15 protein-coding genes are annotated in these 13,956 nt (G+C 74.2%); 6 read left to right on the top strand and 9 right to left on the bottom strand.

Features of this window, described 5'->3' with window-relative positions:
- Positions 1-167: 167 nt before the first annotated feature.
- Entirely contained in the window at positions 168-1,043 is an 876-nt protein-coding gene (locus ACLF5H_RS29870) for a class II fructose-bisphosphate aldolase (RefSeq protein WP_421679096.1), read from the top strand.
- On the opposite strand, the gene ACLF5H_RS29865 is transcribed toward ACLF5H_RS29870, so the two are convergent.
- Both ACLF5H_RS29865 and ACLF5H_RS29860 read right to left on the bottom strand, forming a co-directional pair.
- Complete coding sequence (locus ACLF5H_RS29865; protein WP_421679160.1) at positions 1,030-2,163, bottom strand: methyltransferase; 1,134 nt, start codon at positions 2,161-2,163, stop codon at positions 1,030-1,032. The two genes, ACLF5H_RS29870 and ACLF5H_RS29865, sit on opposite strands and share 14 nt — an antisense overlap.
- Before the next feature lie 228 nt (positions 2,164-2,391).
- Positions 2,392-3,375, bottom strand: a complete 984-nt coding sequence (locus ACLF5H_RS29860) for an ArsR/SmtB family transcription factor (RefSeq protein ID WP_421679095.1) — start codon at positions 3,373-3,375, stop codon at positions 2,392-2,394.
- 89 nt (positions 3,376-3,464) lie between these two features.
- Here ACLF5H_RS29860 and ACLF5H_RS29855 point away from each other — a divergent pair, with 89 nt between their 5' ends.
- The 3 genes from ACLF5H_RS29855 to ACLF5H_RS29845 are packed head-to-tail and all read left to right on the top strand — an operon-like array spanning position 3,465 to position 6,805.
- Positions 3,465-4,784, top strand: a complete 1,320-nt coding sequence (locus tag ACLF5H_RS29855) for an MFS transporter (protein ID WP_421679094.1) — start codon at positions 3,465-3,467, stop codon at positions 4,782-4,784.
- A 15-nt stretch (positions 4,785-4,799) separates the two neighbouring features.
- Positions 4,800-5,522 (top strand): alpha-ketoglutarate-dependent dioxygenase AlkB family protein, encoded by a 723-nt coding sequence (locus ACLF5H_RS29850; protein ID WP_421679093.1) that lies wholly within the window; start codon positions 4,800-4,802, stop codon positions 5,520-5,522.
- 47 nt (positions 5,523-5,569) lie between these two features.
- Positions 5,570-6,805: an ROK family protein gene (locus ACLF5H_RS29845; RefSeq protein ID WP_421679092.1), complete on the top strand. Its 1,236-nt coding sequence runs from the start codon at positions 5,570-5,572 to the stop codon at positions 6,803-6,805.
- Positions 6,806-7,136: 331 nt separating this feature from the next.
- On the opposite strand, the gene ACLF5H_RS29840 is transcribed toward ACLF5H_RS29845, so the two are convergent.
- The 5 genes from ACLF5H_RS29840 to ACLF5H_RS29820 form a co-directional block, all read right to left on the bottom strand.
- Positions 7,137-8,039, bottom strand: coding sequence for a phosphotriesterase family protein (locus ACLF5H_RS29840; RefSeq protein WP_421679091.1), 903 nt, complete (start codon positions 8,037-8,039; stop codon positions 7,137-7,139).
- Positions 8,036-8,614 (bottom strand): DUF4865 family protein, encoded by a 579-nt coding sequence (locus ACLF5H_RS29835; RefSeq protein WP_421679090.1) that lies wholly within the window; start codon positions 8,612-8,614, stop codon positions 8,036-8,038. The genes ACLF5H_RS29840 and ACLF5H_RS29835 overlap by 4 nt, the downstream gene beginning before the upstream one ends.
- 16 nt (positions 8,615-8,630) lie before the next feature.
- A complete protein-coding gene (locus ACLF5H_RS29830) occupies positions 8,631-9,194 on the bottom strand; it encodes a TetR/AcrR family transcriptional regulator (RefSeq protein WP_421679089.1) in 564 nt (187 codons plus the stop codon).
- Between the two features lie 189 nt (positions 9,195-9,383).
- Complete coding sequence (locus ACLF5H_RS29825; RefSeq protein WP_421679088.1) at positions 9,384-9,977, bottom strand: ATP-binding protein; 594 nt, start codon at positions 9,975-9,977, stop codon at positions 9,384-9,386.
- Between the two features lie 497 nt (positions 9,978-10,474).
- Positions 10,475-10,798, bottom strand: coding sequence for a hypothetical protein (locus tag ACLF5H_RS29820; protein WP_421679087.1), 324 nt, complete (start codon positions 10,796-10,798; stop codon positions 10,475-10,477).
- A gap of 313 nt (positions 10,799-11,111) precedes the next feature.
- Between ACLF5H_RS29820 and ACLF5H_RS29815 the strand changes: the two genes are divergently transcribed.
- A complete protein-coding gene (locus ACLF5H_RS29815; RefSeq protein ID WP_421679086.1) occupies positions 11,112-12,236 on the top strand; it encodes a PLP-dependent cysteine synthase family protein in 1,125 nt (374 codons plus the stop codon).
- A 46-nt stretch (positions 12,237-12,282) separates the two neighbouring features.
- Positions 12,283-12,909 carry a class I SAM-dependent methyltransferase gene (locus ACLF5H_RS29810; RefSeq protein WP_421679085.1) on the top strand — a complete coding sequence of 209 codons (627 nt, stop codon included), beginning with the start codon at positions 12,283-12,285 and terminating at the stop codon, positions 12,907-12,909.
- A 34-nt stretch (positions 12,910-12,943) separates the two neighbouring features.
- On the opposite strand, the gene ACLF5H_RS29805 is transcribed toward ACLF5H_RS29810, so the two are convergent.
- Both ACLF5H_RS29805 and ACLF5H_RS29800 read right to left on the bottom strand, forming a co-directional pair.
- On the bottom strand, positions 12,944-13,147 hold the full coding sequence (locus ACLF5H_RS29805; protein ID WP_421679084.1) for a hypothetical protein: 204 nt from the start codon (positions 13,145-13,147) through the stop codon (positions 12,944-12,946).
- Positions 13,125-13,868 (bottom strand): carbamoyltransferase C-terminal domain-containing protein, encoded by a 744-nt coding sequence (locus ACLF5H_RS29800; protein WP_421679083.1) that lies wholly within the window; start codon positions 13,866-13,868, stop codon positions 13,125-13,127. The genes ACLF5H_RS29805 and ACLF5H_RS29800 overlap by 23 nt, the downstream gene beginning before the upstream one ends.
- Between the last annotated feature and the right edge of the window lie 88 nt (positions 13,869-13,956).

Here is a 13,956-nt window from a genome sequence, read left to right as displayed (position 1 = left end):
GGGGCCCTTGACCCCACCGGGTCCCCCGAGATCCCCGGGCCGCGCGATCCCCGTGACGCTCCCGGCGCCCCTGACGCCCCTGACGCCCCCGAGGCCGCCGCCTTCGCCGACCCCTCCGACCCCGCCTGACCCGACCCGCCGTACCGCGCCCCGGAAGGACGCCCGAAGTGCCCCTCGCGCCCACCGGCGAGCTGGTCGCCCGCGCCGTCGAAGACCGCTCGGCCGTCGCCGCGTTCAATGTCATCACGCTGGAACACATCGAGGCCGTGATCGCCGGCGCCGAAGCGGCCGGCGCCCCCGTCGTCCTGCAAGTCAGCGAGAACGCGGTCAAGTTCCGCTACGGACGGCTGCTGCCGCTCGCCCGCGCGGCCGGCGCCGCCGCCGAACAAGCCGCCGTACCCGTCGCGTTGCACCTGGACCATGTGCAGAGCGATGACCTGCTGCGCCAGGCGCCCGGCGCCGGGTTCAGCTCGGTGATGTACGACGCGGCCCGGCTGCCGTACCCCGACAATCTCGCCGCGACCCGGGCGGCCGCCGACTGGGCACACTCCCAAGGTCTGTACATCGAGGCCGAGTTGGGCGAGGTCGGCGGCAAGGACGGGCGGCCCCCGCTGGACGCGCACGCGCCCGGCGCCCGTACCGACCCCGCGCAGGCCCGGGACTTCGTCGGCGGCACCGGGGTCGACGCCCTGGCCGTCGCCGTCGGCAGTGTGCACGCCATGACCACGCGCACCGCCGCCCTCGACCACGCCCTGCTCAAACGGCTGTCCGCCGCGCTGCCCGTCCCCCTGGTGCTGCACGGCTCCTCCGGCGTACCGGACGCGGGCCTGGTCGAGGCGGTCGCGGGTGGCATCGCCAAGGTCAATGTCGGCACCGCGCTGAACATCGCCATGACCGGGGCGATCCGGGAGTTCCTCGCCGCGCACCCGGAGGCGGTGGACTCCCGCAAGTACCTCAGCGTCGGCCGAGAGGCGATGGCACGGGAGGTGCGGCGCCTCATCGAGGTCGTGACCGGCGCCGCCGGGGCCGCTATGCCTTCTTGACCGCCTTCAGGATCACGAACTTCGGGTCGCTGGCGACGAGTTCGCAGTTGCCGAACACCCGCTTCAGGGTGATGTGGTAGCCCAGGTGCCGGTTGCCGATCACCCACAGCTCGCCGCCCGTCCGCAGGGCGCGCCGCGCGCCGGTGAACATCCGCCGCGCGGTCGCGTCCGTCGTCGCCTGGTGGGAGTGGAACGGCGGGTTGTTCAGGACGAGGTCCACGCTGTCGGGGGCCACCCCGGCGAGCCCGTCGCCGACCCGGAACTCGGCATGCCCGGGTACCCCGTTGGCCTTGTAGGTGGCCTCCGCGGCGGCGACCGCCTGGAACGACTCGTCCACGAACAGCACTTCGGCCGCCGGGTCGGCCAGCGCCACCGCCGTACCGACCACGCCGTTGCCGCAGCCGAGGTCCACCACCCGGGCCGGGCCGGGACCCGGCAGGTGCTGGAGCAGGAAGCGGGTGCCGATGTCCAGCCGGTCGGCGCAGAAGACGCCCGCGTGGTTGACGACCGGGCGGCCGGAGATCGCGCCGACGCCGGCCGGGAGGTCGTAGCGGTACGGCCACGGGTTCGCGGGCCGTTCCCGCGCCGGGTCGGGGGTGCAGAAGATCAGCCGGGCCTTCTGCCGGGCCAGCGAGGTCCGGGTCGGGCCGAGGATCCGCTCGAAGAGCTGAAGCGTGGAGGTGTGGATCTCCTTCACCATGCCGGTGCCGATCACCACCGTGCCCGGGTGCACGGCGGGCGCCAGCCGCAGCAGTTGGTCCTCCAGCAGCGCCAGGCTCTTCGGCACTCGCACCAGCAGGACGTCGATCCGCTCGGGCGGCTCGTCCTGGGTGGTCAGCAGCTGTACCGCGCCCGGTTCGACACCGGCCCGCGCCAGGTTGGCACGGCTCGCCTCCTGGCCGAGGAAGGAGTCGGTGAGCTGGGTCGGCCGGTGTTCCGAAAGCGCCGTCACCAGGGCGCCCCAGCGGTCCCCGAGCACCACCACCTCGCCGGTCAGCGGCACGTTCTCCGCGGCCAGATGGCACAGCAGATACGCGTCGGAGGCGTCCCAGGCACGCAGCCGGTCGCGGGGATCCTCGGGGAAGCGGGACAGCTCGACCTCGCCCCACGGTGTCGTCATACGGTCGCTCATCGCGCTCCAGGCTAGCGGAACCGCAGATCAGGGCCCGTACGGGCGGGGCTCCATGGGGGCTTCTCGGACAAGGGGCGACCGCTGAGAACGACTGCTTGTCGGCTTGTGTTCTTCTCATACCGATAGCGCTCGTGGCGGTAGCGGCTCATGCCGGATATCGCCTCGTACCGGTACCGGTACCGGCCACGGCCTTCGGCGGGGCGCCGATCCGGACCGTCAGCCCGAACCGCCGACCAGCGCCTCGCCGAGCGGGGTGCGCCGGTAGAGCACCGACCGTCCGGAGCGCGCGCGGACCAGCAGCCCCGCGGCGCGCAGGATGGCGAGATGGTCGCCCACCGCGCCCGGCGCCATGGCGAGGCTCTGGGCGAGCTGGCTGGTGCTGGCCGGGGCGTCCAGCGCCACCAGCAGCCGGGCCCGGGCCCGGCCGACCAGGGCGGTCAGCGCGTCCGGCCCAGGTGCGGCCCGCGGCGCGTCCCACAGAGCGGCGGTGCCCCGGGCGGGATAGACCAGGGTCCTGGGCCAGGGGTCTTCCAGATGGGCGGCGACGGACGGCCCGACGCAGACCGAGGGGATCAGCAGCAGCCCGTCCCCGACCAGGCGGACCGTGCCGCCCCGGGGGAAGAAACCCAGCTCGATACCGCCGGCGTGCCAGGCGATGCCCGGGTGCAGGCTCTCGATGGCCGCGGCCCAGCCCTGCTCGCCGATCACCCCCACCCGGTGCACGACATCGCGCTCGCAGATCGCGCGCAGCTGCGGCCAGTCTCCGGCGAGCAGCTCCCGCCAGGCCCGGTCCATCGCCTCGGCGATCCGGGGGACCGCGTCCGCGGACTCCAGCACCGCGCGCACCCGGGGATCACGGCCGGGCGGCCGGGCCGCGGCGGCGGCGAGTTCACGGCGGGCCGCGGCCGGAGGAGTGGCCCGGATCGCGGCGAGGTCGGCGGCCCAGGTCTGGCCGAGGCCGCGCGGCGGCGGGGCGACGAAGTCCGCGCCGGAGCGCGCGGTGTGCAGGGCGAGGAAGGCGTCCAGTTCGGTCTCGCGGCGCAGCCGTTCGAAGACCGGCCGGAGCCGGGACGCCCAGGCGCGCGGCAGCGGCCGGTTCCGGCCGGCGAGCGAGCGCAGCAGCGCGGAGAGTTCCATCGCGGGCGACAGCGCGAACCTGCTGCGCAGCAGGTCCTCGACGGAGACTTCGAAGCGGAGCACCCCGTCACGCTATCGCCGGGCGCCCGCTTCGATTCGTCCAGGGACGAATCATTGGAGGGCGGAGGGTGCGGGCACCGAGGCTGTCCGCTGTGACCACAACCGCCGGACCCGTCCAGGGCGACCACCGAGCCACCTACCGGGAAGTGCTGGCAGAGCCGCGCTTCCGGCTGCTCTTCACGACCCGTACCGTCGCGATCACCGCGGACTCGCTGCGGATCACCACGTTCTCGGTCCTCGTCTTCACCGCCACCGGCTCCGCGCTGTTCAGCGCGCTGGCCTTCGGCATCAGCTTCCTCCCGCAGCTGTTCGGCTCGCTGCTGCTCGGCTCCCTGGCCGACCGGCTGCCGCCGCGCGCGCTCATCGTCGGCGGCTACGCCCTGGAGTGCGCCGCCGCCGTGCTGCTCGCCCTGGTGCGGATGCCGATCGCGGCGAGTCTCGCTGTCGTGGCCCTGATCGCCCTCGCCACCCCGCTGTTCAGCGGCGCTTCGAGCCGACTGGTCGCGCGGTGGCTCAAGGGCGACGCCTATGTCCTGGGCCGCTCGCTGAACAACATGGCCGCCTCCGGCGCGCAGCTCTTCGGCCTGGCGCTGGGCGGCGCCGCCGTCGCGGTGCTCGGCGCCCACCGGGCGCTCGCGGTGAGCGCCGCCCTCTACCTCGGCTGCGCGCTCGCCGTCCGCCTGCGGCGCCGGGACGTCCGCGAAGAACTCCGCCGCCGCCTCCACCGTGAGGTCCAGCACCTCGGCGATGTTCCGCCCCCGGTACGCCACCTGGAGGGTGTCGGGGTTGTAGCGGGCCCCGCCTCCGGCGGCACTCACGGCGACGGCGGCGCCGTCCGGGCCAGCCTGCGCGGCGCCGGTCTGCTGCTGCGCGCTCGTACGGTACGACGGCTGATGCTGGCCCAGTGGCTGCCGTCGGCGTTCGTGGCGGGCGCGGAGGGACTGATCGTCGCCTACGCGGGCGGACGGCACTTCGCGCCCGGCTGGTACGCGGTGCTGATGGGCTGTCTGCCGGTCGGCATGCTGATCGGTGACCTGCTGGTGGGCCGACTGCTGCGGCCGCCCACCCGGGAGCGGCTGGTCGTCCCGCTGGTCGTCCTGATGGGACTGCCGCTGATCGGCTTCGCCGCCGAGCCCGGCGTGGGCGTCTCGTGCGCCCTGCTGCTGCTCACCGGCTCCGGTTTCGCCTACGGCCTCGGGCTGCAACGGCCCTTCCTGGACGCCCTGCCGCAGGACGGCCAGGGGCAGGCCTTCGGACTGCTCGGCTCCGGCAACATGACGCTCCAGGGTGTCGGCCCGGCCTGCTTCGGCTCGGTGGCCGAGGGCATCGGAACGGGCGGCGCGATCGCCCTTGCGGGCGGCGCGGCGGCGCTGACCGCGGGCTGGATCCTCAGCTGGCGGCAGGCCCCGTGAGGCAGGATGGGGAACGTGGACGCGGAACTGTTCCCCCGGGAGCGCGCGGAGCCCGCGCCGGGCGCCGCGCACATCCCGGACTGGCTGCCGGCCGAGCGCCAGCGTGAACTCCTCGCCGCCTGCCGGGACTGGGCACGGCCCCCGGCCGGGCTGCGCACCGTGCGCACCCCGGGCGGCGGCACCATGACCGCCCGCCAGGTCTGCCTCGGCCTGCACTGGGGCGTCGTACGCGGCTGCCCCGCCTGCGGACGGCCCCTACGGGACAACCCCGGCTGCCCCGGCCCCCATCAGTACCCCTACGCGTACACCCCTACGGCCGTCGACGGCGACGGCGCCCCGGTCAAGCCCTTCCCCGGGTGGCTCGGCGAGGTGGCACGGCGCGCGGTGGCCGACGCGCTCGGACCGGCGGCCGTACCCGGGCCGCCGTACGACATCGCGCTGATCAACTTCTACGACGGCGCCGCCCACATGGGCATGCACCGCGACAGCGACGAACGGGCCGACGCACCGGTGGTCTCCCTGAGCCTCGGTGACACCTGCGTCTTCCGCTTCGGCAACACCGCGACGCGGACCCGGCCGTACACCGATGTCGAGCTGCGCAGCGGTGACCTGTTCGTCTTCGGCGGCCCCGCCCGCGCCGCCTACCACGGGGTGCCCCGGGTCCACCCGGGCACGGCACCGCCCCGGCTGGGGCTGGCCGGGCGGCTGAACATCACGCTGCGGGTGAGCGGGCTGTGACGGCGGCGCGGGCCACGGGCGGGGCGGATCATGGGAGACTCGCCCTCATGAGCGGCGAGGCGGAACCCCGGGCGGCGGGGGAGAGGACCACCACGAGGGCACGGCTGGACCGGGGCCGGGGCGCGCTCGGACCCGCCCTCGAACTGGTGCACACCGGACGGGCGCCGACCCGGGCCGTGCTCACCGCCGAACTCGGCGTCACCCGGGCGACGGCCGGCGCGGTCGCCGCCGAACTGGAGGCCCTCGGCCTGATCCGGGTGGACGCCCGCCCCGCCGCGGCCGGCTCCCAGGGCCGCCCCTCGCACCGGCTCGATGTCGCCGAGGAGGGCCCGGTCGCACTGGCCGCGCAGGTGCACGCCGACGGCTTCCGGGCCGCGCTGGTCGGCCTCGGCGGCCGGATCGTGGCCACCGCGCCCGGCTGCGAGACCGTGGCCGCCGACCCGGCGAAGGTGCTCGGCTCGGTGGTCGAGGCGGGCGCGGAACTGCTGCGCGGCACCGGCCGCCGCTGTGTCGGCGCCGGGCTCGCCGTGCCGTCCGCCGTCGCCCAGCCCGAGGGCCTCGCCCTCAACCCGCTGCACCTCGCCTGGCCCGTCGGGGCGCCGGTCCGCCGCCTGTTCGAGGAGTGCGTGCGCGCGGCGGGCATCCCCGGGCCCGCGTTCACCGGCAATGACGTCAATCTCGCGGCGCTCGCCGAACACCGGCATGGCGCGGGCCGGGGCGCCCGCGACCTGCTGTGCGTGGCCACCGGACACCGGGGTGTCGGCGGCGCGCTCGTCCTCGACGGCCGTCTGCACACCGGCAGTTCAGGGCTCGCCCTGGAGGTCGGGCACCTCACCGTCAACCCCGAGGGCCGCCCCTGTCACTGCGGCGGCCGGGGCTGCCTGGACGTCGAGGCCGATCCGCTGGCGCTGCTCGTGGAGGCCGGCCGCGAGCCGGGCCCCGAGGACTCGCTCCTGAAGCAGGCGGACGACCTGCTGCGCACCCAGTACGACGACCCCGCCGTGCGCCGCGCCGCCGAGGCCCTGATCGACCGGCTGGGCCTCGGACTCGCCGGTCTCGTCAACATCCTCAACCCCGACCGGATCATCCTCGGCGGCCTCCACCGCACCCTGCTGGACGCCGATCCGAGCCGATTGCGCGCGGTGGTCGCCGACCGCAGCCTGTGGGGCCAGAGCGGCGGCGTCCCGATCCTGCCGTGCACCCTGGACCACAACAGCCTCGTCGGCGCCGCCGAACTGGCCTGGCAGCCGGTCCTGGACGACCCGCTGGCCGCACTGCGCTGAACACCTCGGCGGCGTGAGTCACCCCCGCCGCCCGGCCCCGGCATGCCACCGGCCGGTCGGGGTACGGGCCGAGCTTTCACAGGGCATCGGCGCGGGCCCGGCCGTCGTACCAGCCGCGCCAGCGGCCGTCGGCGCCGGTCCCGCGGGCGCGCGCCCAGGCGATCCCACCGGGGCCCGAACGGCATCCGGTCGATGCCGCGTTGACGCGGTCAAGCGCGCCCGGCCGTCGTCCGGCGCGGACGGCCCCGCGCGTTCTCGTACGCGGCGACGATGAGCCACTCGTGGTGCGCCGACGTCATGCCGGACATGATGGCCGCCGGGACCGTCACCGTCACGCCCAGTCGACGGAGAACGCCCTCCCCGGGTTCTCGGTGAGGATCCGGTCGACCAGTTCCGGGCCCAACTCCGCGGCCAGGCGCGGGCGCAGGCGTCGTAGCAGGTACGGCATCCCCGGTCCGCCGTCGACCGAGCGCGCTCCCGCGGTCACCGTGTCGCCCCCGAGCAGCAGACGGTCGCCGAAGCCGGCCTCCGCGAGGGCGCGGGCGGCGGTCGGCATCTGCCAGTCGGTGGCGTGGTTCGCGCGGGAGGGGCCGTCGAAGGCGAGCCAGCAGCCGGAGGCGGCGGCCTGCCGCTGGGTCACCGGGTCGGGGAAGCGGTTCAGATGGCCGAGGATCACCCGCTCACCCGGAACACCCAACTCACCGCAGAGCAGGTCGAGTACGTCGAGCGCGCCGGTGCCCAGTTCCAGGTGGACGGCGACGGTCGCGCCGGTCGCATGGTGCGCCTCGGCCGCCGCGGCCATGGTCCAGCGGGCGTGCGCGTCGAGCGTGTGGAATCCGCCCGCCACCTTGATCAGCCCGGCCCGTACCCCGGTCGTGCCGATGCCCTCGGTCAGCTCGGTGACGAAGACCTCGGCCAGCCGGCCGCGCAGCCCCTCCAGCAACTCCCGTGCCACGTGCGGGGCTTGGTGCAGTCCCGTCGCACAGACCAGGTGCACCCCGGTGGCCCGGGACAGGTTCGCGAGGTCGGCCGCGCGGCGGCCCATGCCGTGCGGTGTCCACTGCACGACCGCGGCACCGCCCTCCGCCCGGAACGCCTCCAGTTCGGCCCGCGCGGCGGCGACGTCGTCCAGTTCCCTGCCCGGCAACTGCCTGCTGCGCAGGAAGAGATGGTCGTGGGCGTCGCACACCCCCAGCTCCTGCGGATGGATGTCGCCGAGGACCGTACGGATCACCAGTGCCTCCCGCGCGGGAGCCGGTCGCGGCCGGGGGCGGACAGATGCAGCACCCGGAAGAGGTCGCCCTCGGCCTTGGGGGTGTCGTGCTCCCACAGGGAGAAGTGGACCAGCTCCCAGCGGTGCGGGTCGGCGGCCGTCGCGGCCAGCACGGCACCGTCCTCGGCGGCCAACCGCTCGGCCGCACCGGCCGCTTCCTCCATCAGGGACGGCAAGTCCGCCCCTTCCGGGACCGGTTGCCCGCGCCGCACGGCGAACGCGGCACGGGTGCCGGTGCCCTCCGCGTAACCGAGCCCCGTCCACTGGCGTACGGCCGGCCGCCCGAAGTCATCGGCCAGGCGCTGGAACCCGCCGCCCCACAGGAAGCGGTTCATGCCCTCGACCGTGTGCCACAGATAAAACGGCGCGTACTCGTTGACCGGTGAGCCGTGGACACCGCGTTCCCGCAGCAGATACGCCTTGAGGCCGAGCCCCTCCCAGTCGTCCAGCAGATGCCCGAGGCGGTCGACACGGGCACGGATGACGCCCGTGTCGTAGTCCGCGGGCAGCGTCACCTCGTACTGCATGGCATGCATCAAGTGGCCCCTGTTCTCAGGCGGTTCGGGGTGCGAGGAGGACGAGCAGACCGTCGACGGCCGCGTCGAAGGCGGCGGGGGAACCGGCGGCGCGGGCCAGCACATAGCCGCCCTGCACGGTCGCGAGGATCGTCGCGGCGATCCGTCCGGCGTCCAGCTCCGGCGCGAACTGCCCCTGCCGCTTGCCCTCTTCGACGATCCCGGCGATCCGCTCCCGGATCGCCGCGAGGGTCTCGTCCACCGGGGCGCGCAGTTCGTCGCTGGCGATCACGTCCGGGTCCATGGTCAGCCGCCCGACCGGGCAGCCGCGCAGCACCTCGCGTTCGCGGCGCAGATACGCCTCGATGCGCTCGTACGGCGTGCCGGGGGCCTCCAGGGAGCGTTCGGCCGCCGCCCGCAACTGCTCGGCGGTGCGCCGGATCGCCGTCAGGGCGAGGTCCGGCTTGCCCTTGAAGTGGTGGTACATGCTGCCCTGGCCCGCGCCCGCGCGCTCCAGGATCGCCTTGGGGCTGGTGCCCACGTAGCCGCGCTCCCAGAGCAGGTCGCGGGTTGACTCGATGAGTCGTTCGGAGGTGCTCATGGAGTCAGTGTACATACTAGTAGATACAGAGAGGTCGGCAGATGCGGAAATGCTCGCCCCGCCGCTCGTCCCGCTGCTTGCCCTGTTGTTCGTGCCGTTGTTCGTCCCGGGGGTGCGCGGGTGTACGGCGGGCGGCCCGTCGCCGCTCGCCGTACACCGTGCCGCCGGGCGCCTGCCCGCCGGTCCGGTTCAGCCCGTGCCCGCCGGGACCGGCTGGGTGGCGGCCAGTTCCTGCCCGCCGGGGGCGGTCGTGACCGCCGCCGGGACGGCCGCGGGGGCCGCCGTACCGACGGCGCCCGCCGCGACCGGGGTGGGCGTCGGCTGGTGTTCCGGGGTGCGGCACGGCACCCGGGCCGCGAGGCCGGGCGTCGCGGGCAGGGTGAACCAGACGACCTTGCCGTTGTCACCGTCCGGCCGCGCGCCCCAGCTCTCGCTGACCGCGGCGACCATGGCGAGGCCCCGCCCGCAGGTGGCGAGCGGTGTGGTGTCTCCCGCGTCCATGTCCGTGTCGTCGGCCGGTACCGGCAGTCGCGGATCATGGTCGCGTACCGACACGGTGAGCCGGTCCGGTCGCAGCTCCAGCTCGACGGTGCACGACTTGTCGGGCCTGGCATGTCGGTGGACGTTGCTGAGCAGCTCGGTCACGCCGAGCGCGGCTCGGTCTATCAACGGGTCCAGATGCCAGTAGCGCAATTGCGCAGATACGATTCTGCGGACCTGGCCGATCCGCGACGGCAGGGCTTGGAGCTCCACCGTGCAGTGCCTGCTTGGGTGACTGATCACGGCTGCGACTCCCCGGTGTGAGGTCCGGAACGGAACCGGAAAACACGGAGAACAACGGATCCAGCAGGCCCCCCGGGAAAGCGGCCGCCTGCTGTCGGTGGCCGGCGGGCTGGTTCGCAGCGTTATCGCCGGTAAACCCAGAGTGACGTGAGACCAGCGTGGCGCAGGGGGCGGAGTGATGCAACTCGCCGCGTCCGGATGGCTGCGGACGGTGGATTCTGGTGCCCTGATCACCGGTGTCCGGTGCGGTGCCGATCGACCGAACACCGCGTGCCCCTCGGTGGATTGGCGCCGCCCGGCCTGCGGGCACCGCGTGCCGGCCGGGCGCCGTACGCCGTCCGGACAGCGCGTGCCGACCGGGCACCGCGTGCCGTCGGACGCCGCGCCGCGTTCGCCCCGGACATCGCGGCGTTCGCCCCGGACCGGACGTCGCAGCCGTGGCGCCGGGGCACCGTGTGCCACCCCGGGCGATGCGCCGCCGCGGGCCTCGGTCCCCTTCAGCCGCCGCGTCCCGCCGCGCGGCGGACCGCCTCGATGAAGCGGCGGGCCGCGGGGGTGCCCGCCTCGCCCGGGGCGGGGTCGTGGTCGGCCAGGGTCAGCAGGTACCGCTGGCCGTTGATGTCGGCCAGCGCCTTGTCGTCCGGCGCGAACCACGGCTTGGAGGCGCGCACCGCCTGCACCGGCGCGCTGTCGATCTCGCTGCCGTAACTGTTGAGCAACTCCACCCTGCCGTCATTGATCCGGACCTGTCCGGCCCGGGTGAGCGAGCGCATGCGTTTCCCGATCCGCACGCCCTTGGCCGTGAACTCCGGCTCCGCCATCCCTCGCCGCCCCCTTGCGCGCGTGTTCCCGTGTTCCGGTGTGCGCCCCCGTCCGCGTACGGGACCGAAGTCCCGACGCGTGCAGTCTGCCGCGCCACAGGGCGGAGCACCAGTGCGCGCGGGGGCGCGCACGACAGCGGCCCGGAGCACGCGCGGCGGCACGCGCAGGCCGCTCGTACGCCTGTGCCCCAGGGTCTCTTTGGGCCGCCCAAAGATGCGTTTATGCAGGTGGGAAGCGGTCTGAAAGATGCCTATGCTCGAAAGTGCCGGCCCGCCCGAGGCGCCGTCGGCGCAGAGCGTAAGGAGCACCGACGTGAGCATCACCCACCAGGCCAGGACCGGCGCCACCCTCGATGTCGACCGTACCGACCCCGCCTATCGCGACTGGCTGAAAGAGGCCGTCCGCAAGGTGCAGGCCGATGCCAATCGCTCGGCCGACACCCACCTCCTGCGCTTTCCGCTGCCCGAGCGCTGGGGCATCGACCTCTATCTGAAGGACGAGTCGACACACCCCACCGGCAGCCTCAAGCACCGCCTCGCCCGTTCGCTGTTCCTCTACGGCCTCTGCAATGGCTGGATCCGCCCCGGCCGCCCGGTGATCGAGGCGTCCAGCGGCTCCACCGCCGTCTCCGAGGCGTACTTCGCCAAGCTGATCGGGGTGCCCTTTATTGCGGTCATGCCCCGCACGACCAGCGCCGAGAAGTGCCGACTGATCGAGTTCCACGGCGGCCGCTGCCACTTCGTGGACGACTCCCGCAAGATGTACGAGGAGTCCGCCCGCCTCGCGGTGGAGACCGGCGGCCACTACATGGACCAGTTCACCTACGCCGAGCGGGCCACCGACTGGCGCGGCAACAACAACATCGCCGAATCGATCTTCCGCCAGCTGGAGTTGGAGCGGTTCCCGGAGCCGGCCTGGATCGTCGCCACGGCGGGCACCGGCGGCACCTCGGCGACGCTCGCCCGCTATGTGCACTACATGCAGTACGACACCCGTATCTGCGTCGCCGACCCGGACAACTCCTGTTTCTTCGAGGGCTGGACCAGCGGCGACCCGGACGTCACCTGCGACTGCGGCTCCCGGATCGAGGGCATCGGCCGGCCGCGCATGGAGCCGAGCTTCGTGCCCGGCGCGATCGACCGGATGATGAAGGTCCCGGACGCGGCCAGCGTCGCCGCCGTACGGGCCCTGGAAGGGGTCATCGGCCGCAAGGCGGGCGGCTCCACCGGAACCGGGCTGTGGAGCTCACTGAAGATCGTCTCCGAGATGGTGGCCGAGGGCCGCACCGGCAGTGTCGTCACCCTGCTGTGCGACCCGGGCGACCGGTATCTCGACAAGTACTACTCGGACGCGTGGCTCACGGAGCAGGGCCTGGACATCGCGCCGTACACGACGGCGATCGAGACGCTGCTGGCCACCGGCGTGTGGCCGGACTGAGCGGTGCGCGCCCCGGCGGATCCCGGCGTGCGGCTACGATCGGACGGTGATCCAGAGCGCAGTCCTGGCCGGTGTGTTCGACGAGTTGGCCGACAGCTACGACCACGGGCACCACGAGGAGATCGCGCGGGCCCTGATCGAGCAGGTGGCCCCGGGCGCGGACGACGCGGTCGCCGATGTGGCGTGCGGGGCGGGAGCCGTCGCCCGTCAGCTCGCCCGGAACCGCCCCGCCGCCGCGAGCCCCGTCCTGGCCGTCGATCTGTCCCCCGAGATGATCGCCGTCGGCCGGGCCCGCGCCGCCGGACCGGCGGGCGCCGGGGCGATCGACTGGCGGGTCGGCGACGCCGTGCCGCTGCCGGTTCCCGATCACTCGCTCGACGTCGTGTTCTGCGCGTCCTCGCTGCACTTCCTGGGCGCCCGGGCCCTGACCGACTGGCGGCGCGCCCTGCGGCCGGGCGGCCGGGTCGGATTCTCGCTGCCGCTGGCCACGCACTTCCGTCCGTCCCCGCGCTTCGCCGAACTCCTCGCCCGGGACGTGCCGTTGCCCGGCGGTGCGCCGGAGGCGAGCGATTGGGCGAAGGCTCACGGCTTCACCGGGGCCACTTCCCGGGTGCTGGTCCTCGGCACCCGTCGTGTGGTGGTGACCTCGGCGATCCGTCCGGACGGCGGATGAGTACGGGGGCGGGGGCGGCTGGAATGGCGGTCCGTCAGCCGCCCGCGCGTTCTGTGGACCGCCCGCCACGCCGGGCGTCGGCCGGGCGGTCCAGGTAGCTCGCGCGGTCGTCGTCCCACGCCCGCCGCAGCGGGTCCCGCACCGCACGGACGCACAGCCCCGCCGGAGTGAGCACCGCGAAGTACAGCGCGGCCAGGCCGATGTGGAGCAGTCGTTCAGTCCCTCGGGATCGTGGCACGCCAGTCGCCCTCCTCTTCCCACACAGGCTGGTCGCGCTTGTCCAGGAGGCGGTCGCCGAGGACGAGCAGATCGATCCCGGTGCGCATGAAGCAGGCGTACGCCTCCGCCGGGTCGCGCACGATCGGCTCCCCGCGCACATTGAAGGACGTGTTCACCAGCACCGGGCAGCCCGTGCGCTCCCGGAAGGCGGTGAGCAGCGCGTGGAAACGGGGGTTGTGCTCGGCCGTCACCGTCTGCACCCGGGCCGAGCCGTCGACATGGGTGACGGCCGGGACGGTCGAGCGCGGCACCCGCAGCAGCTCCAGGCCCGTCAGCTGCTCGGCCGCGGCCGGGCACTCCCGCCGCCGGGCGGCGGCCACCTGCGCCGTCAGCAGCATGTAGGGACTCTCCTGCGGCAGCTCGAACCAGTCCTTGGCGTCCTCGGCGAGCACGGCAGGGGCGAACGGGCGGAAGGACTCGCGGAACTTGGTCCTGAGGTTGAGGGTGGACTGCATGGCGGGATCGCGCGGGTCGGCGAGGATCGACCGGTTGCCCAGCGCGCGCGGGCCGAACTCCATCCGCCCCTGGAACCAGCCCACCACCCGGCCCCCCGCCAGCTCCGCCGCGACCCGCTCGACCAGCTCCCGCTCCGGGAGCCGTACGGCGGGGTATCCGCCCTGTTCCAGGAACCGCTCGATCTCGCGGTCGCCGTAGCCGGGGCCGAGCAGCGCGCCCGCCATCGCGTCCCTGCCGCGGCGCACATGGGCGCGGGGCGCGCCCCGGCCGTGCGACTCGGCCAGGGCGGGGCGCGCCCCGGCCGTGCGACTC

Origin of the sequence: Streptomyces sp. LaBMicrA B280 (assembly GCF_049222185.1) — a bacterium.
In the GTDB taxonomy this organism is placed as follows: domain Bacteria; phylum Actinomycetota; class Actinomycetes; order Streptomycetales; family Streptomycetaceae; genus Streptomyces; species Streptomyces murinus.
This window is presented reverse-complemented; position numbering and strand designations above follow the sequence as displayed.